Raw genomic sequence first — 24952 nt, 5'->3', positions numbered from 1 at the left:
GGGCAATCGGTACGCGACCGGCTGCCGGAGCCCCCGGCGCATGGGGAGACACGCATGATGACCGATCCTCCCGCCGTCACCGTCGGCATCGATTTCGGCACGCTGTCCGGGCGCGCCCTGGTCGTGGCGGTCGACGACGGCAAGGAGCTGGGCAGCGCCGTCCACGAGTACACCCATGGGGTGGTGGACGGCGCGCTGCCGAACGGCCGTGAGCTGCCGCCCGATTGGGCGTTGCAGATTCCGCAGGACTGGCGGGACGTGCTGCGCTTCGCCGTGCCGCGCGCGCTGGAGGCCGCCGGGGTGCGGGCGGAGCAGGTCGTGGGGGTGGCGACGGACTTCACCGCCTGTACGGTGCTGCCCGCGACGGCGGACGGCACGCCGCTGTGCGAGCTGCCGGACATGGCCGAACGCCCGCACGCCTACCCGAAGTTGTGGCGGCACCACGCGGCCCAGCCGGAGGCGGAGCTGATCGTGCGCCGCGCCGGGGAGTCCGGGCAGCCGTGGCTCGGCCGCTACGGCGGGCGGATCTCCAGCGAGTGGCAGTACGCCAAGGCGTTGCAGGTGCTGCGCGAGGACCCGGAGGTCTACGCGGCGGCCGACCGGTGGATCGAGGCGGCCGACTGGATCGTCTGGCAGTTGACCGGGGCCGAGAACCGCAATCCGTGCACGGCCGGTTACAAGGGCATCCACCAGGACGGCGGTTATCCGGACGCCACGTTCCTGGCCTCCCTGCACCCGGACTTCGCCGGCTTCACGACGAAGCTGGACCACCCGCTGTCCCAACTGGGCACCGCCGCCGGGGGTTTGAGTGCTTCGGCCGCCGCGCTGACCGGGCTGCGCGCGGGCACGGTCGTGGCGGTCGGAAACGTCGACGCGCATGTCACCAGCGCCGCCGCGCGGGCCCTGGACCCCGGCCATCTGCTGGCGATCATGGGGACCTCGACCTGTCACATCATGAACTCCGACGTGCTCGCCGAGGTGCCGGGCATGTGCGGGGTGGTCCGCGACGGCGTGGTCCCCGGCCTGTGGGGCTACGAGGCGGGCCAGAGCGGGGTGGGGGACATCTTCGCCTGGGCGGTGCGGACCGCGACACCGCAGCCGTACGCGCTGGAGGCCCGGCAGCGCGGCATCAGCCCGCACGAGCTGCTGACGGAGAAGGCCGCCGCCCAACCGGTCGGCGCGCACGGGCTGTTGGCGCTCGACTGGCACAGCGGCAACCGCTCCGTGCTGGTGGACCACCACCTCTCGGGGCTCCTGGTGGGGCTGACGCTGGACACCCGCCCCGAGGACATCTACCGGGCGCTGGTCGAGGCGACGGCCTTCGGCACGCGGACCATCGTGGAGGCGTTCGAGGGCGCGGGGGTGCCGGTCACCGACTTCACGGCGGCGGGCGGCCTGCTGAAGAACACCTTCCTCATGCAGACCTACAGCGATGTGCTGAACCGGCCGGTCAACGTGCTGTCCTCGGAGCAGGGCCCGGCGCTGGGCGCCGCGATCCACGCGGCCGTCGCGGCGGGGGCCCACCCCGACATCCGCACCGCCTCGGCCGCGATGGGCCGCCTGCACCGCAACGCCTATCTGCCCGACCCCGCACGCGCCGCCGCCTACGACGACCTCTACGCCGAATACCGCGCCCTGCACGACCACTTCGGCCGGGGCGTCAGCGATGTCATGCACCGCCTGCGGGCGCTCCGAGGGCGGGCGCAGGCGGACACCCCGGCTCAGCCGTAGGGCGGCGTCTCGTGGCACCGCTCTTTGTTAGCGCTCACCCCGAATGTTAACGCTCACTCCCTGCCGAGGTCCCGTATGAGCAGTCACCCCTTTCCGCCCCCTGCCGCAGAGGCCGTCGTACGTCTGCGGCAGCAGGTCAGCGACCTGCATCAGGAGCTGGTCCGCTACCGGCTGGTCGTCTGGACGGCGGGCAATGTCTCGGCGCGCGTGCCGGGGCACGGCCTGTTCGTGATCAAGCCGAGCGGTGTGGACTACGACCGGCTGACACCGGACGCGATGATCGTGTGCGACCTCGAAGGGCGGGTGGTGGAAGGCGACTTGTCGCCGTCCTCGGACACCGCCGCGCACGCCTACGTCTACCGGCACCTGCCGGAGGTCGGCGGGGTGGTGCACACCCACTCGACGTACGCGTGCGCGTGGGCGGCGCGCGGCGAGCCGGTGCCGTGCGTACTGACCGCGATGGCCGACGAGTTCGGGGCCGAGATCCCGGTCGGGCCGTTCGCGCTGATCGGTGACGACTCGATCGGCAGGGGCATCGTGGAGACGCTGGCCGGGCACCGCTCGCCGGCGGTGCTGATGAAGAGCCACGGGGTGTTCACCATCGGCAAGGACGCCCGCGCGGCCGTGAAAGCGGCGGTGATGTGCGAGGACGTGGCCCGTACCGTGCACATTTCCCGGCAGTTGGGCGATCCGCTGCCCCTCACCCGCGCCGACATCGACCGGCTCCACGACCGCTACCAGAACGTCTACGGGCAGCAGGCGGCGGCCGATCGCGCTGATGCCGCCGATAGCGTCGATTCCGGCGGCCCCGCCGGGCCGCCCCCCGCCGGCCAGGAGCCGCGGGCCGTCGTGCGCGACGGTCCGGCCGCCCCCGTTGACACCGCCGATCCCGCGGATACCGCCGCCCCCGCCGACCGAGGAGCCCTGGCATGACACCGTCCGACGAGCGCGAGGTCTGGTTCCTCACCGGCAGCCAGGGCCTGTACGGCGAGCAGACGCTGCGGCAGGTCGCCGAGCAGTCGCGCGCCATCTCCGACCGGCTCGCCGCCACCCCCGGCGGCCCGGTGCGGATCGTGTGGAAGCCGGTGCTCACCGACGCCTCCGGCATCACCGGCACGGTCGTCGACGCCAACTCCAGCCGGGCGTGCGTGGGTCTGATCGCGTGGATGCACACCTTCTCGCCCGCGAAGATGTGGATTGCGGGCCTCGACCTGCTGCGCAAGCCGCTGCTGCATCTGCACACCCAGGCCAATGTCGAACTGCCGTGGTCCACCATCGACATGGACTTCATGAACCTCAATCAGGCCGCCCACGGCGACCGCGAGTTCGGCTATCTCCAGGCCCGGCTCGGCATCGCCCGCAAGACGGTCGCGGGCCATGTCTCCGATCCCGCCGTCGTGGCCCGCGTCCACACCTGGATGCGCGCCGCCCTCGGACACGACGCGCTGCGCCGTCTGAAGGTGGCCCGCTTCGGCGACAACATGCGCGACGTCGCCGTCACCGAGGGCGACAAGGTGGAGGCGCAGTTGCGGTTCGGCGTCTCGGTGAACACCTACGGCGTCAACGACCTGGTGGCCGTCGTGGACGAGGTGGACGACGCGGCCGTCTCGGAGGTGGTCAAGGAGTACGCGAGCGCCTACCGGCTGGCGGGCGAGCTGGCGGCGGGCGGCGAGCGCCACGACGCGCTGCGGTACGCGGCCCGGATCGAACTGGGCCTGCGCGCCTTCCTCACCGAGGGCGGCTTCTCCGCTTTCACGACCAACTTCGAGGATCTGGGCGGCCTTCGGCAACTTCCGGGCCTCGCGGTGCAGCGGCTGATGGGCGACGGCTACGGCTTCGGCGGCGAGGGCGACTGGAAGACGTCGATGCTGCTGCGCACCGTGAAGGTCATGGGGGCCGGTCTGCCGGGCGGCACCTCCTTCATGGAGGACTACACCTACGACCTGACGCCGGGCGGTGAAGTGATCCTGGGCGCGCACATGTTGGAGGTCTGCCCGACGATCGCGGCGCACCGGCCCTCGTGCGAGATCCACCCGCTGGGGATCGGCGGCCGGGAGGACCCGGTACGGCTCGTCTTCGACGCCCGGCCGGGGCCCGCGGTCGTCGTGGGCCTGGCCGACATGGGCGACCGCTTCCGGCTGGTCGCCAACGAGATCGAGGTCGTCGCGCCCGCGGAACCGCTGCCCCGACTGCCCGTGGCCCGCGCGGTGTGGCGGCCCGCGCCCGATCTGCGGACCTCCACCGAAGCCTGGCTGACCGCGGGCGGCCCGCACCACACCGTGCTCTCCAGCGCCGTCGGCGCCGAGGAACTGGCCGACCTGGCCGACATGCTCCGCACCGAACTCCTCCTCATCGACCACGACACCCAACTGCGCCGCTTCACCCAGGAGATCCGTTGGAATCAGGCGTATTACCGCCTGGCGGGCGGCCTCTGACTGACCGTCGGGGCTGCCCTCGCCCCCGCACCCGCCCCGCGCCGCACGGCCGACCGCGTCCGCGGGCGCGGCCCTGTCCGCGCGCCCCGCCGCGGGGGGAGCCGCACCGCGACCGCCACCGCACCGGAGGCGGGTTTTTCTCTGTGCAACGTCTTGACGACCGATCAGTGAGCGCTAACACTCATAGGCGACAGCTGACGGCGCGCCTGGCGATCGGGTCAGTGGGTCCGGCCTGTTCAGCGGCCCGCTCAGCAGCCGGAACACCCGTTGGTGCCGTAGGAGATCGGCGAGTTACCGGGAGGAGAGAGCAGATGTCCCGCTCTGCGTGATTCTGTTCCCACTATTTGTTAGCGCTCACAAAACTGGCTGAGAGGCCACTGCCCGAACAGGATGCAGCCATGCGCGACGCCCGAAAGGCCCTTGCCCGGCACGGACGATGGGGAGCCGCAGCGGTGACGCTGGCGGTGGCCCTGTCCGCGACGGCGTGCAGTAAGAGCGGTGCCGGTGACTCGTCCGCGGCGGACGCGGCGAGCGGCGGGAGCCCCGCCGCGGTGACGATCAAGGGCGACATCGCGTTCAACGACGCGAATCTCGCGAAGCTGGACGCGGCGCTGAAGGCCGCGCTGGCCGGGAAGGACCTGTCGAAGCTGCACGAGGCCATGGTGGTCAACGTGGCGGTCGACTACTGGAACGCGGGCAAGTCCGGCTTCACCAAGGGCCTGGCCGACCTCGGCGTGAAGGGTGTCTACCAGGCGCCCGCCAACGGCCGTCTGGACCAGCAGCTCTCCCTCATCCAGACATTGCGCGGCCAGGGCATCACGGGCTTGAGCGTGTCGGCGATCGACCCGACGGCGATCAAGGCGCCGATCGCGTCCGCGAAGAGCGCCGGGATACCGGTGCTGGCGATCGACTCCCCGCTGCCGCCGGAGGACGGCGCCGACCTGTATCTGGGCACGCCCAACTACCAGGCGGGCCAGAAGGCCGGTGAGGCCATGAAGCAGGCGCTCGGCGGCAAGGGCCAGGTCGTCGTCCTCGTCGGCTCGCTGACCACGTCGAACGCGGTGGAGCGGATCCAGGGCTTCGAGGACGCGCTCAAGGGCACCGGCATCAAGGTCGCGCAGAAGCTCAGCGACGGCATGGACGCGGCGAAGGCGCTCACCAACGCGCAGACCGCGATCCAGACCAACCCGAACATCAACGGCCTGTACGGCGTCTACTCCTATGACGGACCGTCAGCCGGGCAGGCGGTGCAGGCCGCGGGGAAGTCGGGCCGGGTGAAGATCATCTCGGACGACAGCGACCCGCAGACGCTGAAGTTCATCAAGGCCGGTGTCATCCAGGCCACCGTCCTCCAACAGCCCTACCAGCAGGGCTACACCGGCGCCTATCTGCTGGCCGCGTTCAAGGTGCTCGGCAAGGAGGCCACCCTCCGGATCGTCAAGCCGTATCTGGAGTCGGACGGCACCACGCTCAGTTCGGGCGTCGGCCTGGTCACCCAGGCGAACCTGGCCGCGTACCAGACCAAGCTGACCGACCTGGGCATCGGCTGATGGCTTCGGGTCCGGCCCCGTACGAGGCTCCGCGGTCCCCGACCCCGGTCCCGGCCCCGGCTCAGACCCCGGCCCCCGGCCCGGCCTCCGCCCCGGACGGGGCCCCGGCACCCGAGGTCGCCGTCCGGCTGCGGTCGGTGAGCAAGTCGTACGGGCCGGTGAAGGTGCTCGACATCCCGAGCCTGGACCTGGCCCGTGGACAGATCGTCGCGGTGGTGGGGGAGAACGGCGCGGGCAAGTCCACCTTGATGGGCGTGCTGTCCGGCACGGTCACGCCCACCACCGGCAGCATCGAGATCGCCGGTACGCCGCTCCACGCCGGACGGCCCGACCACTCCAAGGAGTTGGGCGTCGCCCTGGTGGCCCAGGAGTTCCCGCTCGTCGGGCAGTTGAGCGTGGCGGAGAACCTGCTGCTGGGCCGCCGTCCCGCGCGGGCGGCGTCCCGCACCCTGGGCCGGGTCGTCTACGACCGCGCCGGTACGAGGGCGGAGGCGCGCGCGCTGCTCGCCGAAGTCGGCGTCAGCGGGGTGGACGTGGACCGGCCGGTGGAGCGATTCCCGGTCCCCGTACGGCAGATGATCGAGATCGCCAAGGCGTGGGGCCACCATCCGCTGGTGCTGATCCTGGACGAACCCACCTCCTCGCTCGGCCCGGTCGAGGCCGAGCGCGTCCTCGGCCTGGCCCGTACGCACGCGGCGGCCGGCGGGGCGGTGCTGTTCATCGGCCACCGCCTGGACGAGGTCCAGGCCGTCGCGGACCGGGTGATCGTGCTGCGCAGCGGCCGGATGGTGGCCGATCTGGCCCCGGCGGAGATGAGCGAGGAGCGGATGATCCGGGAGATGGTCGGCAGTGAGCTGGCCCGCGCCGATCTGGCCCCGCCGTCCTCCGTCGAGCGCACGACGACCCTGTCGGTACGCGGGCTGACCGCGGACGGCCTCGGGCCCGTCGACCTCGACGTGAGGGCGGGGGAGATCGTCGGCGTGGCCGGGCTCATGGGCTCGGGGCGCAGCCGCCTGCTGCACACGCTGATGGGCGCGCAGCCGCGTACCGGTGGCACGGTCGTCTTCGACGGCGCCGACTTCCGCCCGCGCCGCCCCGCCGACGCGGTGGAGGCGGGGATCGGACTGGTGCCCGAGGACCGCAAGGTCCAGTCGCTGCTCCCGGCGCACTCGGTGCGCTGGAACGTCACGCTGGCCACGCTGCGCCGGATCAGCGCGCACGGAGTCCTGCGGCCGAGGGCGGACAAGGCGCACGCGGCCCGGATCGTCCAGGACCTCGGGGTGCGGCTGCGCAGCCAGGAACAGCTCATCTCGGACCTGTCGGGCGGCAATCAGCAGAAGGTGGTGTTCGGGCGCTGGCTGGCGACCGAGCCCCGGCTGCTGCTCCTGGACGAGCCGACCCGCGGCGTGGACGTCGGGGCCAAGGCGGAGATCTACAGCCTCATCGACACCGCGGCGCAGGACGGCCTCGCGGTGCTGGTGGCCTCCTCGGAGCTGGAGGAACTGCTGTGGATCTGCCACCGGATCGTGGTGATGGCGCACGGCCGGGTGGTCGCCGACCTTCCCCGTGACCGGTTCGGCAAGGAAGCGATCATGACCGCCGCGGCCGGTACGCGGAACGGCGCGCCCGGCACGCGCGAGAGGGACGGGGCGCGGGACGGAACCGGGGAACAGGCCGGGGCGCTCGGGCCGCGGACCGGCGCCGGCGACGTCGCCGACCGTCAGGGGAAGGCACGCGCATGAACGACAACAGGCCCCTGCCGATGACCGCCGTCGGCGTCGGCACTCACGGGAAGGCGAGGCCATGACCACCAGCACCGCACCGATCGAGGCCACGGAGGACGCCGCGAGCGGCGGCCGTACGTCGCCGGTCCGCCGCCTGGCCGAGACGCCCGAGGTCGGCGTGGTCGCGGCCTGCGTCGTGGTCTTCGTCGCGCTCGCGCTGGACAAGTCGACGTTCGCCAGCGCCGTCAACCTCCAGGGCATGGGCTTCGACCTGTCCCAGTACGGGCTGATCGCGATCGGCGAGTCCCTGGTCATCCTGACCGGCGGCATCGACCTGTCGGTGGGCGCGCTGCTGGGCACCAGCGTCATCCTGATGTCCTGGTTCAACGTCCGCGCGGGACTGCCCGCGCCGCTCGCGATCCTGCTCACGCTGGCCGTCACCGGCACGGTCGGCCTCGTCCACGGCCTCGCCGTCACCCGGCTGAGAATGCCGCCCTTCGTCGTCACCCTGGTCACCTACACGGTCGCGCAGGGCGTCACGCTGGCCATCACCTCCGGCACCTCCATCACCGGCATCGACGGCACTTTCGGCGACCTGGGACAGACGTACGTGGCGCAGATCCCCCTCCCGCTGATCGTCTTCGCGGTCGTGGCCGTGGCGGCGTGGTTCTTCCTGGAACGCACCTACACCGGCCGCCAGGTGTACGCGGTCGGCGGCAATCCCGAGGCGGCCCGGCTGGCGGGCATCCGCGGCGACCGCCGCATCGTCTCGATGTACGTGACCAGTTCGCTGCTGTCCGGCTTCGCCGGGATCTTCGTGCTCGGCCGGATGGGTGTGGGCTCGGCCAGCGGCGTCGGGGTCGGGTGGGAGCTGTCGGCCATCGCCGCGGCCGTCATCGGCGGGGTGAGCCTGGTCGGCGGACAGGGCCGGATTCTCGGCATCGTGGCGGGCACGATCCTGCTCGAACTGATCAACAACGGCCTGACGACGCTTCAGATCAACTCCAACTACACCAATATCGTGCTGGGTTGTGTGCTCGGGCTGGCCATCACCGCCGACCGGCTGCGGGCGAGAAGCGTGGCCCGCCGCGGCTGACCCGGCATCCAACCGACCGCTGACCGGCCACCGCCCCGCCGCCGCCGGGCCGCCGCCCGCCCGCCGCCACGCCGCTGACCGACCGCCGCCCGCCCGCCGGTCAGCCGCCGATCAGGGACTGTTCCGCCCCCGGACGCACGGCCGTCCGGGGGCCGCCCCGCGTGGCGCCGCCCTCCTCCGAATCCGGCTGAATCGTTTCGGCCCGAATGGTTGCGTTACCCATCGGAGACTGCGACACTTCCCGTCGCTATGCGACTCGTTCGCACATATATCAACAGGGAATCTGCTCTTTCCTGGCTGTTCATGAGCGACCGCTGAAGCTCGCGACCACTCCCGCACGTGACGTGGAGGTAGGAATGGCTGTTCATCGCACGTACCGATGGGTGCTGCGGCGCTGTCTGGCCCTGGGGGTCACCGCCGCGCTCATGGTCGGTCTCGGCGTCGGCGTGGGGGCCGCCGCCGAACCGCCGGGGCGGGCGCCGGACACGGCGCACGCGGGCGCCCCGCACGCCACCCACTCGGTCACCTACGACGGCTATTCGTTCATGATCGACGGAAAGCGCACCTACCTGTGGGGCGGCGAGTTCCACTACTACCGGCTGCCGAGCCAGGATCTGTGGCTGGACGTGCTCCAGAAGATGAAGGCGGCCGGATTCAACGCCGTCTCCCTCTACTTCGACTGGGGCTATCACTCGCCCGCCCCGGGCGTCTACGACTTCACCGGCGTCCGCGACGTGGACAAGCTCCTCGACATGGCCGACGACCTCGGCATCTACGTGGTCGCCCGACCCGGCCCGTACATCAACGCCGAGGTGGACGGCGGCGGTTTCCCCGGCTGGCTCTCCACCAAGGCGGGGGACACCCGCACCGGCGACCCGGCGTATCTGAAGTACAGCGACGAGTGGCAGACGCAGATCGACCGGATCATCGCCCGGCACCAACTCACCGACGGCAAGGGCTCGGTGATCGAGTACCAGGTCGAGAACGAGTACTACAACGGCAGCGCGGCGGGCCGCGCCTACATGAAGCACCTGGAGGACAAGGCCACCGCGGACGGCATCAAGGTGCCGCTGGTCGGCAACAACAACGGCACCTTCAACTCCGGTGACGCCGAACTGGCCGTCGACGCGGCCGACTCCTACCCGCAGGGCTTCAACTGCTCCAACCCCACCCGGTGGAACGGCGTGCCCGACATCAGCTACGACCACGTCCCGGGCAAGCCGCTGGCCACCGCCGAGTTCCAGGGCGGCGCCTTCGACCCGTGGGGCGGCCCCGGCTACGACAAGTGCGCGCAGCTCATCAACGACCAGTTCGCGGACGTGTTCTACAAGCAGAACATCGCCGTCGGCGCCACCTCGCAGAGCTTCTACATGCTCTACGGCGGCACCAACTGGGGCTGGCTGGGCGAGCCGCAGAACTACACGTCGTACGACTACGGCGCCGCGATCCGCGAGAGCCGGCAGCTCGACCCGAAGTACGACCAGGACAAGCTGATCGGCTACTTCACGCAGGCGCTCGCGCCGCTCACCAAGACCGACGCGCTGCCCGCCACCCCGACCGACAACGCGAAGATCGTCGACACCGCGCGCCGCAACCCCGACACCGGCACGCAGTTCCACGTGCTGCGGCACTCCGACTCCACCGCGACGACCACCGACAGCGGGCACGTGACGATCGACCTCGGCGCGCACCCCGGCTACACGTACGACGACGTCGACCCGGCGCTCGCGTACACCGGCGCCTGGTCGCACGTCGGCGCGGAACAGAACTACACCGGCGGCGACTACCAGCACACCGAGTCGTTCTCCGACACCGCGGGCGACAGCGTCTCGGTCGGCTTCACCGGCACCGGCGTGAAGTGGGTCACCAACCTCGACGGCAACCACGGCATCGCGGACGTCTACCTCGACGGCGCCAAGGTCAAGACCGTCGACCTGTACGGCGCGACCAAGCAGAACCAGTACGTGGCCTACCGGGCGACCGGGCTCGCCGCCGGGGCGCACACCCTGAAGATCGTGGCCACCGGCACCAAGAACACCGCCGCGTCAGGGCAGTTCGTCACCATCGACGCGATCGACGTCGACAACGGCCAGGGCTCCACCGCCCCCGTCTACACCGTCCCGCAGCAGCCCGGCACGGCGCTGACCCTCAACGGCCGCCAGAGCAAGATCATCGTCGCGGACTACAGCCTCGGCGGTAACCAACTCCAGTACAGCACCTCGGAGATCATGACGAACGCCACCATCGGCGGCCGTGATGTCGCGGTGCTCTACGGCGACCACGGCTCCGACGGCGAGACCGTCCTGCACTACGCGACCCGCCCGACGGTCACCGCCACCGGCGGCGCCGTCACCTCCGCCTGGGACCCGGCCACCGGCGACCTGCGGCTCAACTACGCCCACACCGGCCTGACCCGCGTGCGGATCAGCGGCGGCGCGCACCCGCTGCTCCTGCTGCTCGCCGACACCGACACCGCCAAGACCTTCTGGCGGCAGGACACCGCCGCAGGGCCCGTGCTGGTGCGCGGCACCCACCTGCTGCGCGGCGCGGTCTCGAACGGCTCGGCGCTCGCCCTGACCGGCGACGTCGCCACCGACGGCGCGATCGAGGTCTTCAGCACCGCCGACTCCGTGACGTGGAACGGCAAGAGCGTCCGTACCGCCACCACGGCCACCGGCAGCAGGACCGGCACCGTACCGACCGCGGCGGCCGTCAGCCTGCCCGCCCTGACCGGCTGGAAGCACATCCAGGAGTCGCCCGAGTCGGCCGCCGGCTTCGACGACTCGACCTGGCAGGTGGCCGACAAGACCACCTCGAACAGCCGCACCACGCCCGCCACCTTGCCGGTGCTGTTCGCCGACGACTACGGCTTCCACACCGGAAGCACCTGGTACCGCGGCCGGTTCACCGCCACGGGCAAGGAGACCGGCATCACGCTGTCCGCGCAGAGCGGCGGCGGCGCCGCGGCCTCCTCGGTCTGGCTCAACGGCACCTTCCTCGGCAGCGCGACCGCGGACGGCCAGAAGACGTACGCGTTCCCGGCCGGAGTGCTCAAGACGACCGGCGACAACGTCGTCTCGGTGCTCACCGTCAACATGGGCCACGAGGAGGACTACAACCCGCCCAACGGCAACAAGGCCGCCCGCGGCCTGACCGGCGCCTCACTGGCCGGCGCGCCGCTGGACACGATCACCTGGCGGCTCCAGGGCGTACGCGGCGGCGAGACCCCCGTCGACACCGTGCGCGGCCCGCTCAACTCCGGCGGCCTGTACGGCGAGCGCGCCGGATACCCGCTGCCCGGCCACCCCACCGACGGCTGGACGCCGGTCACCCTGCCGACCACCGACACCACGCCCGGCGTCTCCTGGTACACCACCGACGTCAACCTCGACCTCCCCAAGGGCCAGGACACCTCGCTCGGCCTCACCTTCACCGACGACCCGTCCCGCAAGTACCGCGTCGAGATCTACGTCAACGGCTGGAACATGGGCAACTACGTCAACTACGTGGGCCCGCAGCACAGTTTCCCGCTGCCCAACGGCGTCATCGACCCGCACGGCAGGAACACCGTCAGCCTCGCCGTGTGGAATCTCGACGGCACGACCGGCGGACTCGGCAAGGTCGCGCTGACCGACTACGGCAGCTACGCCTCCTCGCTGACCGTCGCCCGGAACCAGAGCCCCCGCTACGACAAGGCCCGTTACGCGATGCCGGGCGCCCCGGCCTCCGCGGTCTCCCTCCAGGTCCCCGGATCGGTGGGCGGCGGCGCGACGTTCACCGCGACCGCGACGGTCACCGTGCCCAAGGGCGGCCCGACCGCCACCAAGGTCACGGCGGCACTCGACGTACCGCCGGGGTGGACCGTGAGCCCGCGGTCCGCGCCCGCCGCCGTCGACCGGATACGCGGCGGCTCCTCGGCCGCCTTCACCTGGAAGGTCACCGCGCCGCAGAGCCCCGCCAAGGTCAACTCCCTGACAGTGAAGGCCCGTCTGACGCAGGGCCGGTCCACCAAGGCCCCGCGTGACGTACGGATCGTCGGGGCGGTGCCCGCGCCGCCGCCGGCCGGGGACAACCAGGTCAGCGACCTGGAGTTCCTGTCCACGACCAACGGCTGGGGACCGGTGGAACGCGACCAGAGCGTCGGCGACACCGCGTCCGGCGACGGCACCCCGCTGAAGCTGGGCGGCGTCACCTACGCCAAGGGCCTGGGCACCAACTCGCCCAGCGACGTGCAGATCTACCTCGACGGGCGCTGCACCAGGTTCACCGCCCTGGTCGGCGTCGACAACGGCGATCCGGGCACGGTCACCTTCTCCGTGACCCTCGACGGCAAGGCGCTCACCACCACGCCCGTGCTGAACGGCGGTTCGGCCCCGGTCGCGATCGACGTGCCGGTCACCGGCGGCCAGGTCATCGACCTGGGCGTCGGCGACGGAGGCGACGGCAACGGCAACGACCACGGGGACTGGGCCAATCCGACCCTGACCTGCACGGGCTGACCGCGGCCGACAGCGGCGACGACGAGCCCGCGCCACCGCGACCGCGGTGCGCGGGCTCGTCGTCGCGCTGCCTCTTCTCCGTGGAGCGGCTACTCCTCCAGCGGGCCGAGGTCCGGGGCGTCGCGCAGGTCGTCCTCCTGCGCGCAGTTGAGGCGAGGGTTCACGGCCCCGACGGGGCGGGGTTCCCGTCCTCCGAGGCCGGGTGGCGGGGGGTGAGGTGGTTGGGGAGCCAGTCGAGGCGGGTGGCCTCTTGGTGAGGACCACCGCCCTCGTGACCGTTGAAGTCGTAGATCTCGATCTGCTTGTCGGCGTGCGCGTAGGCGTTGAAGGCGGCGAAGACGGTGGACGGCGGGCACGTCTGGTCTTCGAGCGCGGTGGAGAAGAGGGCGGGGGCGTTGGCGCGGGCCGCGAAGTGGACGCCGTCGAAGTAGGACAGCGTCCGGGTGACCCGGTCGACACTCGCGCGGTGGGTGTTGAGGTAGCGGCCCACCTCGCGGTACGGGTCGCGGTCGGTGAGCCGGATCGCGCGCGGGAAGTCGCACAGGAAGGGGACGTCGGGGGCGACGGCCGCCAGGTCCGGTACGAGGCCCGCGACGGCCAGCGTGATCCCGCCGCCCTGACTGGTGCCGAGCGCGACCGTACGCGCGGCGTCGGTCAACGGGTGCGCGCGGCCCGCCTCGACGGCGCGCACCGCGTCGGTGAACACCCGGCGGTAGTAGAAGGATCGCGGGTCCTCGATGCCACGGGTCATGAAACCGGGGACGGCGGGCCCGCTGCCCGCCTCGTCGGGGGTGTCACCGACCGACCAACCGCTTCCCTGGCCACGGGTGTCCATCACCAGGTGCGCGAAACCGGCCGAGGCCCACAGCAGATGGGTGTGCGGCAGGCCGCGCCCACCGCCGTAGCCGACGAACTCGACCAGCAGCGGCAGGGGTTCGGCCGCGTGGGCGGGCGCCACGAACCAGCCCTTGACCGGCTGGCCGCCGAAGCCCGCGAAGGTGACGTCGTACACGTCGACCGTCGAGAGCCCGGTCCGTACCGGCTCGAACCGCGCCTCGAGCGGGTGCGCGCGGGCCTCCTCCAGGGTCTGCGACCAGAAGGCGTCGAAGTCGGCGGGCTCCGCGGACCGGCTGCGGTACGCGCGGAGTTCGTCGAGGGGCAGGTCGAACAGGGCCATCGGGTCCGCCTTCGTCAGTCAGGGCTTCGCTGTGAACGTCGTTCGGGGCGTGGCTACTTGTAGACCTTGCCGGGCTGCGGTGTGCCCGGCGCGAGGAGTTGGGAGACGGTGACGAAGGTGTAGCCGCGGGCCTGGAGCGTGGAGATGATCGGCGCGATCGAGGCGACCGTGCCGTTGTAGCCCTTGTTCGTCGGGTCGACCAGATCGTGCAGCAGGATGATGCCGTCGGGCTTGGTCTGCTGGAGGATGCGCTTGGCGATCAGCGCGGAGTCGGTGGTCCGGTAGTCCTGGCCGTTGGCGCTCCACACCACCTCCGCCATGCCCAGGTCCCGCGCGATGGCCGTCACCTTGCTGCTCGTACGGCCCTGCGGCGGGCGCAGCAGCATCGGCCGGACGCCGGTCACCTTCTGCACCGCGTCCCGCCCCTCGGTGATCTCCTTGCGGATCTCGGACGAGCTGATCTTGGTGAGGATCTGGTGGGACCAGGTCAGCGTCTCCACCTCGTCGCCCTGCGCCACCATGTCCCGCACCATCTGCGGGTGCTTCATCACGTGGTTCTTGCCGAGCGTGAAGAAGGTCGCGTGCACGTGGTACTTCCGCAGAATGCTCATGATCTGCGGCGCCCGCACGCTCGGCCCCGCGTCGAAGGTCAGCGCCACGCACTTCGCCTTCCGGCAGTCCACGGGCCCGTCCGCACCCTGCGCGAAGGCGGCCGTCCTGCCGTCCGCCGCCACATGCTTGCGCGCGGCCGACGGCGACGTGCTCTGGTACCCGTTGCACCCGGCCAGCCCGAGCCCCAGCGCCGCCGTGACCACGACCGCGGCCCCGAGCCGCACCCGCCGCCCGGCCTCGGCCCCGATTCCGGCCCTGCGTGCCCCGGTCGTGCTGCGCATGCGCGAGTTCCCCCTCGTCGTGACGGACGCCCGCTCGCGCGGACCGTCCAGCACTCTATCCACGCCGTATCCGCCCACCTCACGGCCCCCCGGCCAGGACAGCGCGGGCGGCCGGGGCGGCGGAGCAGGCCGGTGCAGGCCGGTGCAGGCCGCGGTGGCCGGGAATAATCGGGCGCGGCCGTCCCGGGGATCGGGTTAGCGTCCGGCGCGTGAGCAATGACGACGGACACGACGACGGACATGACGACGGGTACTTCGGCGAAGACGTGGCCGGGCGGTACGACGCGGACACGAGTGAGGAGTTCGATCCGGGCGTGGTGCGGCGGACGGTGGACTTCCTCGCGGACCAGGCCGGCGGCGGGCGGGCGCTGGAACTGGCCATCGGGACCGGCCGGATCGCGGTGCCGCTCGCCGAGCGCGGTGTGCCGGTGGCGGGCATCGACATGTCGCGCGCGATGGTGGCCCGGCTGCGGGCCAAGCCCGGCGGACGGGACATCCCCGTCACGATCGGGGACATCGCGACGACGACGGCGGAAGGGTACGCGGCGGGGACCGCGGACGGGAACGCGAGCACGGACGGGATCGCGGGCGGGAACGCGCGCACGGACGGGACCGCGGAGGGGAACGGGAACGGTGACGGCGGCGGATACGCGCTGGCCTACCTGGTGTTCAACACCGTCATGAACCTCGCCACGCAGGAGTCACAGGTCGCCTGCTTCCGCAACGCGGCGGCGCACCTGCGCCCCGGCGGGCGGTTCGTCGTGGAGGTCATGGTCCCCGAACTGCGGAAGATCCCGCACGGACAGAACGTCGTGCCCTTCCACACCGGCCCCGACGGCTGCTCGTACACCGTCTACGACACGGTCACGCAGGACGCGACCTGCCACTACGTGACGGTCACCGAGGACGGCAGGGGACAGGTCACCTCGACGCCGTTCCGCTACGTCTGGCCCGCCGAGCTGGACCTGATGGCCCAACTGGCGGGCATGCGGCTGCGGGAGCGGTGGGCGGGCTGGTCGCGCGAACCGTTCACGCAGGACAGCACCCGGCACGTCTCGGTATGGGAGAAGGAAGCGGTCTGACCCGCCGGGACGGTGGCCTTACGCCGGGATCGGGACGGCCGTGCCCGTGACCTGGATGTACGGGGTCGCGGGCGGCGGGACGGTGACCGTGAGGGTGGCCGGGCGGCCGAGGTCGTGGCCCTGGTGGAGGGTGAGGGTGGCCGGCGGGGCGACCAGGCCGAGGTCGCGCAGGTACGCGCCCAGGGCCAGCGCGGCGGCGCCGGTCGCCGGGTCCTCGACCACACCGCCGACCGGGAACGGGTCGCGGACGTGGAAGACCGACGGGCTCTCGCGCCACAGGAGTTGGACGGTGGTCAGGTCCACGGCGGTCATCAGCGCGGCGAGCCGGTCGAAGTCGTAGGCGAGGTCGGCCAGCCGCTCGCGGGTGGCCGCGGCCAGCACCAGATGGCGGGCGCCCGCGTACGCGACCCGGGGCGGGAAGGCCGGGTCGAGGTCGGCGGCGGGCCAGTCGAGGGCGGCCAGCGCCTCGGCGAGGGCGTCGGACGCGATGTCCTCGACGTACGGCTCGACGCTGGTCATCGTCGCCAGCGGCGTACCGTCCGGGCCGGTCGAGACGGTGACCGGGACGTCGCCCGCCCGGGTGCGGAACAGCAGGTCGCCCGCGCCGAGTCGGTCCGCCACCGCCACGGCGGTGGCGAGGGTGGCGTGGCCGCAGAAGGAGACCTCCGCCTTCGGGCTGAAGTACCGCACGGTCAGCGTGCGGCCGTCCGTCGCCGTGACGAAGGCGGTCTCGGAGTAGCCGACGTCGGCGGCGACGGCCAGCATGCCGGGGGCGTCGAGCGCCGAGGCGTCGAGGACGACCCCGGCGGGGTTGCCGCCTTCGGGGTCGTCGGAGAAGGCCGTGTAGCGCAGGATGTCGGGCCCCGTGGGTGTCGTCATGACCGCTCCAACCCGGCGCCGTCCCGCGCGTATTCCCGTGGCTGTCGCCGCCGGGCGCGGCGCGCCCTCAGCCGCGTCCGATGAACGGCATTGTCGTCGCCGTCACCGTCGCGAACTGCACGTTGGCCTCCAGCGGCAGCTCGGCCATGTGCCGCACCGTACGGGCCACGTCGGCGACGTCCATCACCGGCTCGACGGCCGTGGTGCCGTTCGCCTGGAGAATCCCGGTCCGCATCCGGGCCGTCATCTCGGTCGCCGCGTTGCCGATGTCGATCTGGCCGCAGGCGATGCGGTACGGGCGGCCGTCCAGCGACAGCGACTTCGTCAGGCCGGTCATGGCGTGCTTGGTCGCGGTGTACGCGATGCTGTGCGGGCGCGGGACGTGGGCCGAGACGGAGCCGTTGTTGATGATCCGGCCGCCGGACGGGTCCTGGTCCTTCATCCGCCGGAACGCCGCCTGCGCGCACAGGAACGCGCCGTGCAGATTCACGTCCACGACGGCGCGCCACTCGTCGTACGACAGGTCCTCGACCGGGACCGGCGGGCCGAACATCCCGGCGTTGTTGAACAGCAGGTCCAGGCGGCCGGGGGCGGTGTCCCGCGCGAACAGTCGCTCCACGTCCGCCGGACGGGTGACGTCGGTCGGTACGGTCAGAGTCCGTCCGGGGCCGGCCGCCGCCAGCTCCGCCGTCTCGGCCAGCGCCTTTTCACGGCGGCCCGCCAGCAGTACCGTCCAGCCCGCCGCCGCCAGTTCCACCGCGACGGACCGGCCGATGCCCGAACCCGCACCCGTGACGACCGCGACTCGCTCGTTCTCGCTCATGGCACCGCAGGTTATGCGCTGGGCGGTGCGAGGATGAATTCGCCCGCCCGCCCCTTTTCCGTGGAGGCCCCCGGATGCCCTACGCCGAACCGCTCTCGTCCGACCAGGTGGCCGCGCGGCTCGCCGGGCTTCCCGGCTGGGAAGTGCTGCCCGGTGGTGACGGGGCCGCCTCGCTCCGGCGGGTCTACCGGTTGGCGCACCTTCCCGCCGCGATCTTCGCGCTGCACATCGCGGGGATCCAAGCCGAGCTCGACCATCACTCGGAACTCACCCTCGGCTACGACACCTTGACGGTGGCCCTCACCACCCACGCCGCCGGCGGGCGCCTCACCGCCAAGGACTTCGACCTCGCCGCCCGCATCGAGGGCATCGCCCCGGCCCACTCCGCCGCCTGAGCCGCGGCGCTCCCGCGGGTCACCACCCGCCCCGGCGGGGCAGCCCGGTGGTCTCCGGACCACCCGCCGGTGACGGGTTGCTCGCGCGGTTCCTCCCCCGGCCTTCGGCCGGGAGGTGCCCCGGCGCCCGTGACGGGGCACGTCCCGGACAGGCCCTAGTCGATGCCGGGGTAGGTGACGCCGGTGTGTTCGCGGATGGTGTCGAGGGTTCGCATGATGGAGAGGGAGCCGGCGAGGGGGACGAGGGGGGACTCGAGTTCGTCGGCGCGGAGGCAGCGCATGACTTCGGCGGCCTCGTAGGCCATGGTGCCGCGGGTGAGGCCGTCGGCGACGACGTCGGAGAAGAGGACGGTGCGGGGCTCCTCGCCCTGGCGGTGGACGACGAAGCGCTCGGGGTTGAAGAAGCCCTCGGGAAGCTCGATGCGGCCGGCGCTGCCGGTGACGACGGCGCGGGCGCCGGTGTCGGCGGTGATGGAGCAGGTCAAAGTGGCGACGGCGCCGTCGTTCCAGCCCAGGACGATGCCGGTGTTGTCGTCCACGCGCTCGGGCGTGAGGTGGGACCACGCCCGGACCTCGTCGGGCTCGCCGAGCAGGAGCTGGGCGAAGGAGACCGGGTAGACGCCGAGGTCGAGCAGGGCGCCGCCGCCCTGGTCGGGGTCGCGCAGCCGGTGGGTGGCGGGGAAGTCCCCGGAGAATCCGAAGGCGGCCGAGACGTCCCGAACCTCACCGATCAGACCCTCGGCGATGAGCGCGAGCATGTGCCGGATCAGCGGGTTGCAGTACATCCACATGGCCTCCATGAGGAACAGGCCGCGGTCGCGGGCGAGGTCCACCAGCTCGTGCGCCTCACGGGCGTTGATGGTGAACGCCTTCTCGCACAGCACGGCCCGCCCGGCCTCCAGACAGATCCCGGTCGCCTCGCGGTGCGCGGAGTGCGGCGTGGCGACGTACACCACGTCGACCCCGTCGTCCGCGGCCAGCTCCGCCCAGGAGCCGTACGCGCGCGCGATCCCGTACCGCTCGGCGAACGCCTTCGCGCCCTCGAGGGTGCGCGAGCCCACGGCGACGACCTCCGCGTCCGGCAGCGTCAGCAACGCCTCGGTGAAGGTCGCGGCGATCCCGCCGGTCGCCAGGATGCCCCAGCGGATGGTCCGTACGCCGTCGTCGCTCATCGGTCGGTCTCCCACTCGTCGGTCAGGGTCAAAACGTGGTCTCGGTCGTGCGCGATCACTGGAAGGATAGAGAACGGTTCAACTACCACCTACGGAGAGTGCCGTGCAGGACGCCGGGCCGCCCATACCCGCGCACACCGCTGACATCACCGATGTCACCACCGCCCACACCACCACCCCTACCCCGACCATCGGCACGCAGCGCCGTACCGGCCTGCTCGTCACGCTCGTTCTCGGCGGCCTCACCGCGGTGCCGCCGTTGTCGATGGACATGTATCTGCCCGCGCTGCCCCAGGTCACCGACGCCCTGCACAGCACCGCGGCGACGGCGCAGCTCACCCTCACCGCCTGCCTCGCGGGCATGGCGCTCGGCCAGCTCGTGGTCGGGCCGCTCAGCGACCGCTGGGGACGCCGCCGTCCCCTGCTGACCGGCATGGTCATCTACATCCTCGCCACCGCCGTCTGCGCCTTCGCGCCCTCGGCGGGCCTGCTGATCACCTTCCGGCTGATCCAGGGCCTGGCGGGCGCGGCGGGCATCGTCATCGCCCGCGCGGTCGTCCGCGACCTCTACGACGGCGTGGAGATGGCCCGCTTCTTCTCCACCCTGATGCTGATCTCCGGCGTCGCCCCGATCGTCGCCCCGGTGATCGGCGGCCAGATTTTGCGGATCACCGACTGGCGCGGCGTCTTCGCCGTCCTCACCGTGATCGGCGTCCTGCTCACCCTGGTGGTGTGGCGCTGGCTGCACGAGACGCTGCCGCCCGAGCGCCGGCACTCCGGCGGGCTGCTGGGCACCTTCGGCGCGGTCAAGCGGCTGCTCGGCGACCGGATCTTCACCGGGTACGTCCTCTCGGGCAGCTTCGCCTTCGCGGCGCTGTTCACCTACGTGTCCGCGTCCGCCTTCGTCATCCAGGACATCTACGGCGCCTCGCCGCAGACCTTCAGCCTGCTGTTCGGGCTGAACTCCATCGGCATCGTCGGCGTGGGCCAGCTCAACGGCAAGGTGCTGGTCGGCCGGGTCGCGATGGAGAAGATCCTCACGATCGGGCTCGCGCTGATCACCGCCGCCTCGGTGGCCCTGGTGCTGCTGACCACCGGCGTCTTCGGCCGGGCGGGACTGCCCGCCGTCTCCGCCGCGCTCTTCGTGCTGATGGCGTCGATGGGCCTGACCCTGCCCACCGCGAACACGCTGGCGCTGCTGCGCGTCAAGCGGGACGTGGGCTCGGCGTCCGCGCTGGTGGGCACCTCGTCCTTCCTGATCGGCGCCCTCGCGTCGCCGCTGGCCGGAGTGGCCGGTGACGGCACCGCGGTGCCGATGGCCCTCGTGCAGTTGACCTGCGCACTCGTGGCCGTCGCCTGTTTCGTCGGGCTGTGCGTGCGCGGGCGTCGTACCGTGGAGGGACCCTAGGCGGCACGCGGGCCATCAGGCGGCTCGCGGCGCGGACCATCAGGAGGCCCGCGGGCCATCAGGAGGATGCGATGTCCGATACCGCGGACGAGAGCCCCGGACAGAGCGTGGGCGCGCGTACCGACCGGCTCGCCGAGCCGGGCGACGACGAGCGCACATGGGCGTTCAAGAGCGCCGACAGCTCCCTGCGCACGGGCGCGGAGGGGGCGGCCGACGGCTCGGTGAGCCCGGAGGACCTGGTACTGCTCTCCGGCCGTGAGCCCACGCCGGAACGGATCGAGAAGGCCCGCAGAGCACTGGAGGAACATGGCGCCGCCGCTGTCGAGAGGTACCTGCCCTGAGGCGGGTCTCGACGCCGCAGAGCTGAGCCGTATCGTCCCCGCGCTGGCCGCGTACACGCGCCCGGCGCCCGCGCACCCCTGGTGCGCGGGCGCCGTCGTGCTGGCCGGCCGGGGCAGGACCGTCGCGTTGCACGAGGCGGTCGGCTGGGCGGTGCGCTACGGCGCGTACGACGAGAGCGCGGACGTCGGCGTCGAGCTGCCGCCCGGGCAGTGGGTGCCGATGCGCGAGGACACCGTCTTCGACCTGGCCTCGCTCACCAAGCTCTTCACGGCCACCGTCGCGGCCACCCACCTCGACCAGGACCGGGAGGTCGCCGCGTACGTGCCGGAGTTCGGCGCGGCGGGCAAGGGCGCGATCACCGTACGGCAGCTCCTCGACCACACCTCGGGCCTGCGCCCCGAACTGCCCTTCTACGACCGGCCGACGGCGCAGGGCCGGGCGCGGATGCTGTGGGACGAGGAGCCGGTGCACCCGCCGGGCACCCTGCGGGTCTACTCCGACCTGAACCTCATCGCGGTCCAGTACGCGCTGGAGGCCGCCACGGGCCGCCCGCTCGCGGTGCTGATCAGCGAGGAGGTCACCGGCCCCCTCGGCATGCTCGACACCGGCTTCAACCCGCCGTCCGCCGCGCTGTCGCGGATCGCGGCCACCGAGGACCAGCGCCGGCCGTGGGGCAGGCTCGACCGCGGCATGGTGCGCGGGAGCGTGCACGACGAGAACGCGTACGCGATGGGCGGGGTCAGCGGGCACGCCGGGCTGTTCTCGACGGCCTGGGACCTGGCGCTGTTCTGCCGGGCGCTGCTCGACCGGGGCGGGCCCTGGGGCGGCTTCGAGACCGACCAGGCGTGGTTCATGGGCGAGTTGGCCGGGCGCGGCGCGTACGGGCACACCGGTTTCACCGGCACGAGCCTCGTGGTCGACCCGGAGAGCGACAGCTTTCTCGTGCTGCTCGCCAACTCCGTCCACCCGACCAGGACCTGGCGCGACGGCAGCGCGCCACGCGCCGCCGCCGCGACCGGACTGGCCAGGGCGATCCTCAAGGCCGGAACCGCGGGGCCGGTGTAGCGGGCCTGCTCAACGCGGGGCCGCCCGTGCGGCCGTTGAACATGAGACGCCCGTGCGGCCGTTCAATGCGGGGCGCCCGTGCGGCCGTTCAACGGACGACGCCCGTGCGGCCGTTCAGCGGAAGATGCCGGTGTGGCCGAGCGAGTAGCGGCCCGGCTGCGGGTAGACGGCCAGGCCGTGCGGTCCCGAGCCGACCGGGATCTTCGCCAGGGTGCGCCCGTCGGCGGTGTCGATCGCGTACACCTCGCCGTCGTACCGCCCGGACAGCCACAGCACCTTGCCGTCCGCGGACACCCCGCCCATGTCGGGGCTGCCGCCGCCCTCGATGTGCCACTTGCGGACCAGCTTGCCGGTGGCGAAGTCGAGCAGCGAGATCGAGCCCTCGCCGCGGTTGGAGATGTACATCACCTTCGAGTCGCGCGAGACGTACAGGCCGTGCGCGCCCTTGCCGGTGCGCAGCAGCGTCGGCTTGGAGAAGGTGTCGCCGTTCATCACCCACACGCCGTCGGCCATCATGTCGGCGATGTACCAGGTCTTGCCGTCCGGCGAGATCTTCACGTCCTGCGGCATCGCGCCCTCGAACGGCAGCCGCTGCTGGCCGACGACCTTCATCTCCGCCGTGTCGACCTTCAGCAGTTCGCCGGAGAACTCGCAGGACACGATGAAGTACCGGCCGTCGGGCGAGAAGTCCGCGTGGTTCACGCCGTAACAGCTCACCGGCACGGTCTTCTTGACCGCCATCGTGTGCGCGTCACGGAAGACCAGCTCGCGGTCGAGCGACGCCATCACCACCGCGTACTTGCCGTCCGGCGTGAAGTACAGGTTGTACGGGTCGTGCACGTCGACCGTCGGACCCGCCTTGCCGGTGGCCGGGTCGAGCGGGGTGAGGGTGTTGCCGACGTCGTTGTTGACCCACAGCGTCTTCAGGTCCCACGACGGCACCACGTGCTGCGGCTGCTCGCCGACCGGGATCGTCTCGATGACCTTGTACGTCTTCGGGTCGATGACCGAGACCGTGTTGGAGTCGGTGTTCGGCACGTAGACCCGCGAAGGGAAGTTCCGCACCACGGGGGACAGCGCGTTCGGCCGGTCGGCGGCGTAGACGTCCTTCGGGTCGAGCGGCGGCGGCATGCCCGGCAGGCCCTGCCCGGCGGCCGGGACGCGCGGCGCGGACTGCGGTGTCGCCCCGGCGGCGGCTTTGGCGGCCTTGGCGGAGGCGGTCGCGTGCGGGTGCCCGCCGGTGGCCGTCGTACCGCAGCCCGCGGTGAGCACACCGCCCGCGAGTACGGCGACGGTGGCGGCGCCCGCCACGAGGAGCGTGCGGGCGGAGACCGCGGGCGGCCGGGAGTGGCCGGGGGCCGGGTGCGGGGAACGGAACGGGATGCGGCGCATCAGGTCAGCAGCTCCGAGGTCGTGACCGCGCGGAGGCCCCGGCGGTGCAGGTCGTCGAGGATCCCGGGCAGCGCGGCGACCGTGCCGGAGTGCCCGAAGTGCAGGGAGACCACCGAGCCCGCGCGGGCCTGGGCGGCCACTGCGGCGCGCACCCGGTCGGCCCCCGGATCGGTGTAGTCGAGCGGGTCGACGTCGTACGACAGCACGTGCGGGTAGCCCGCCTCGCGGGCGAGTCTCACCACCAGCGGGGTCGCCATCCGCGCCCGGGACGGGCGGAACCAGCGGCCCCGCGAGCCCGTGAGCTCGGTCAGCCGCCGGGCGCAGCCCTCGATCTCCGCGGTGGCCGCGGCGGCGTCCATCGCGCCGATGTCGCCGTGCGTCTGGGTGTGGTTGCCCAGTTCGTGACCGCCGTCCAGAATCCGGCGGGCGAGCCGCGGATACGTGTCGAGCCAGGCGCCGACCGCCAGCACGGTCACCCGCGCCCCGGCCTTCTCCGCCTCGGCCAGCAGCGCCGTGGCCAGCGCCGGTTCGCCCTGGCCGTGGAAGGTGAGGGCGAGCCGCTCGCGGTCGCGCGGGCCGTGCTCGATCTGGTCGGGCAGGCCGGGCGGCAGCGGCGGCGCGGACGTGGCGGGCTCCCCAGCGGGCGCGTGCGGCGGGGACGAGGGCGCGCCGGTGGGGGCGGGGGACGCGGGGGACGAGGGCGAGGACGACGTGCCGGGCGCGGGGGCGGGTGCGGCGCCGGACGGACGGCCGTCGGAGCACCCGGCCAGCAGCGCCCCGGACGCGGTCACTTGCAGCAGATTTCGGCGGGAGATGGACATCGGGCATCACCTTATGACGTAACGCCACTTTCGGCCCATGTCGCCGGGCCCGCGTCGCGCGGAGTCGCACGGATGAGTCAGTCCGCTGGGCCGCCTGCCATCATGGGCCGACGAAGGCACCGCGCCGCGGTGACCGGGGGGTGGACCGCGGGTGACCGCGAAGAGGTGCGTGGGGGGCTGCGTGGCCGGGACAACGGCGGGGACGGGTGCCGGGACGGACGGCGGCACGGATGCCCGTGCGGGCGACGGCGCCGACACGGGCGCCGCCAGCGGCGTCGGCATGGACGCGGGCAGCGCCCCGGGCGCCGGGACCGCGCCGGGGACATACGGCGACGCGGGCGAAGGTCCGGCCGCCGGGACGGACGGCGGCGCGGGCGAAGGTCCGGCCGCCGCGACGGACGACGGTGCGGGGGGCCCGGTGGTGGCGCGCGGCACGCGTACCGCGCCTGTCCGCGACGCCGGATTCCT

General features: G+C 72.3%; 19 protein-coding genes. 12 read left to right on the top strand and 7 right to left on the bottom strand.

Translation table 11 applies throughout. The features are described 5' to 3' along the window. Nucleotides 1-54: 54 nt before the first annotated feature. The 7 genes from araB (at nucleotide 55) to ACFY9V_RS07670 (ending at nucleotide 13035) form a co-directional block, all read left to right on the top strand. Complete coding sequence (gene araB / locus ACFY9V_RS07700) at nucleotides 55-1731, top strand: ribulokinase (RefSeq protein WP_391160086.1); 1677 nt, start codon at nucleotides 55-57, stop codon at nucleotides 1729-1731. A gap of 75 nt (nucleotides 1732-1806) precedes the next feature. Next, the gene (locus ACFY9V_RS07695) at nucleotides 1807-2664 is read left to right on the top strand and encodes an L-ribulose-5-phosphate 4-epimerase (protein WP_391160084.1); all 858 of its coding nucleotides are present in this window, start codon (nucleotides 1807-1809) and stop codon (nucleotides 2662-2664) included. Next, entirely contained in the window at nucleotides 2661-4166 is a 1506-nt protein-coding gene (gene araA, locus ACFY9V_RS07690) for an L-arabinose isomerase (protein WP_355334615.1), read from the top strand. The genes ACFY9V_RS07695 and araA overlap by 4 nt, the downstream gene beginning before the upstream one ends. 452 nt (nucleotides 4167-4618) lie before the next feature. Further along, nucleotides 4619-5716, top strand: a complete 1098-nt coding sequence (locus ACFY9V_RS07685) for a substrate-binding domain-containing protein (RefSeq protein ID WP_355334612.1) — start codon at nucleotides 4619-4621, stop codon at nucleotides 5714-5716. Beyond that, nucleotides 5716-7458 carry an ATP-binding cassette domain-containing protein gene (locus tag ACFY9V_RS07680; protein ID WP_391160082.1) on the top strand — a complete coding sequence of 581 codons (1743 nt, stop codon included), beginning with the start codon at nucleotides 5716-5718 and terminating at the stop codon, nucleotides 7456-7458. Before ACFY9V_RS07685 ends, ACFY9V_RS07680 begins: the two co-directional genes overlap by 1 nt. 61 nt (nucleotides 7459-7519) lie before the next feature. After that, on the top strand, nucleotides 7520-8536 hold the full coding sequence (locus tag ACFY9V_RS07675; RefSeq protein ID WP_355334606.1) for an ABC transporter permease: 1017 nt from the start codon (nucleotides 7520-7522) through the stop codon (nucleotides 8534-8536). Nucleotides 8537-8892: 356 nt separating this feature from the next. Further along, the gene (locus tag ACFY9V_RS07670; RefSeq protein ID WP_391160080.1) at nucleotides 8893-13035 is read left to right on the top strand and encodes a beta-galactosidase; all 4143 of its coding nucleotides are present in this window, start codon (nucleotides 8893-8895) and stop codon (nucleotides 13033-13035) included. A gap of 160 nt (nucleotides 13036-13195) precedes the next feature. On the opposite strand, the gene ACFY9V_RS07665 is transcribed toward ACFY9V_RS07670, so the two are convergent. Both ACFY9V_RS07665 and ACFY9V_RS07660 read right to left on the bottom strand, forming a co-directional pair. After that, entirely contained in the window at nucleotides 13196-14212 is a 1017-nt protein-coding gene (locus ACFY9V_RS07665) for an acetylxylan esterase (protein ID WP_355334600.1), read from the bottom strand. Between the two features lie 53 nt (nucleotides 14213-14265). Continuing rightward, the gene (locus ACFY9V_RS07660; protein ID WP_391160078.1) at nucleotides 14266-15105 is read right to left on the bottom strand and encodes a polysaccharide deacetylase family protein; all 840 of its coding nucleotides are present in this window, start codon (nucleotides 15103-15105) and stop codon (nucleotides 14266-14268) included. A 209-nt stretch (nucleotides 15106-15314) separates the two neighbouring features. Here ACFY9V_RS07660 and ACFY9V_RS07655 point away from each other — a divergent pair, with 209 nt between their 5' ends. After that, nucleotides 15315-16187: an SAM-dependent methyltransferase gene (locus tag ACFY9V_RS07655; RefSeq protein WP_391160076.1), complete on the top strand. Its 873-nt coding sequence runs from the start codon at nucleotides 15315-15317 to the stop codon at nucleotides 16185-16187. A gap of 18 nt (nucleotides 16188-16205) precedes the next feature. Here ACFY9V_RS07655 and ACFY9V_RS07650 read toward each other — a convergent pair whose 3' ends face one another. Together ACFY9V_RS07650 and ACFY9V_RS07645 are read right to left on the bottom strand one after the other, a co-directional pair. Further along, complete coding sequence (locus ACFY9V_RS07650; protein WP_391160075.1) at nucleotides 16206-17066, bottom strand: PhzF family phenazine biosynthesis isomerase; 861 nt, start codon at nucleotides 17064-17066, stop codon at nucleotides 16206-16208. A 67-nt stretch (nucleotides 17067-17133) separates the two neighbouring features. Then, entirely contained in the window at nucleotides 17134-17889 is a 756-nt protein-coding gene (locus tag ACFY9V_RS07645) for an SDR family NAD(P)-dependent oxidoreductase (RefSeq protein ID WP_391160072.1), read from the bottom strand. 74 nt (nucleotides 17890-17963) lie between these two features. Here ACFY9V_RS07645 and ACFY9V_RS07640 point away from each other — a divergent pair, with 74 nt between their 5' ends. Continuing rightward, nucleotides 17964-18284 (top strand): 4a-hydroxytetrahydrobiopterin dehydratase, encoded by a 321-nt coding sequence (locus ACFY9V_RS07640; RefSeq protein WP_391160070.1) that lies wholly within the window; start codon nucleotides 17964-17966, stop codon nucleotides 18282-18284. Nucleotides 18285-18439: 155 nt separating this feature from the next. Here ACFY9V_RS07640 and ACFY9V_RS07635 read toward each other — a convergent pair whose 3' ends face one another. Then, nucleotides 18440-19456, bottom strand: a complete 1017-nt coding sequence (locus tag ACFY9V_RS07635) for a Gfo/Idh/MocA family oxidoreductase (RefSeq protein WP_355334584.1) — start codon at nucleotides 19454-19456, stop codon at nucleotides 18440-18442. 103 nt (nucleotides 19457-19559) lie between these two features. Between ACFY9V_RS07635 and ACFY9V_RS07630 the strand changes: the two genes are divergently transcribed. The 3 genes from ACFY9V_RS07630 to ACFY9V_RS07620 all read left to right on the top strand — a co-directional run bounded on the left by ACFY9V_RS07630 (nucleotide 19560) and on the right by ACFY9V_RS07620 (nucleotide 22271). Continuing rightward, nucleotides 19560-20864, top strand: coding sequence for a Bcr/CflA family efflux MFS transporter (locus tag ACFY9V_RS07630; RefSeq protein WP_391043660.1), 1305 nt, complete (start codon nucleotides 19560-19562; stop codon nucleotides 20862-20864). Between the two features lie 71 nt (nucleotides 20865-20935). Further along, entirely contained in the window at nucleotides 20936-21205 is a 270-nt protein-coding gene (locus ACFY9V_RS07625; protein ID WP_391160068.1) for a hypothetical protein, read from the top strand. After that, the gene (locus ACFY9V_RS07620; protein ID WP_391160066.1) at nucleotides 21171-22271 is read left to right on the top strand and encodes a serine hydrolase; all 1101 of its coding nucleotides are present in this window, start codon (nucleotides 21171-21173) and stop codon (nucleotides 22269-22271) included. Before ACFY9V_RS07625 ends, ACFY9V_RS07620 begins: the two co-directional genes overlap by 35 nt. A 114-nt stretch (nucleotides 22272-22385) precedes the next feature. Here the strand turns inward: ACFY9V_RS07620 and ACFY9V_RS07615 are convergent, their stop codons facing one another. Then, complete coding sequence (locus tag ACFY9V_RS07615; RefSeq protein ID WP_355334581.1) at nucleotides 22386-23663, bottom strand: beta-propeller fold lactonase family protein; 1278 nt, start codon at nucleotides 23661-23663, stop codon at nucleotides 22386-22388. Further along, complete coding sequence (locus tag ACFY9V_RS07610; protein ID WP_391160065.1) at nucleotides 23663-24484, bottom strand: polysaccharide deacetylase family protein; 822 nt, start codon at nucleotides 24482-24484, stop codon at nucleotides 23663-23665. Before ACFY9V_RS07610 ends, ACFY9V_RS07615 begins: the two co-directional genes overlap by 1 nt. Nucleotides 24485-24952 lie beyond the last annotated feature (468 nt).

It is taken from the genome of Streptomyces sp. NPDC008317 (genome assembly GCF_042955955.1).
GTDB lineage: Bacteria > Actinomycetota > Actinomycetes > Streptomycetales > Streptomycetaceae > Actinacidiphila.
This window is presented reverse-complemented; position numbering and strand designations above follow the sequence as displayed.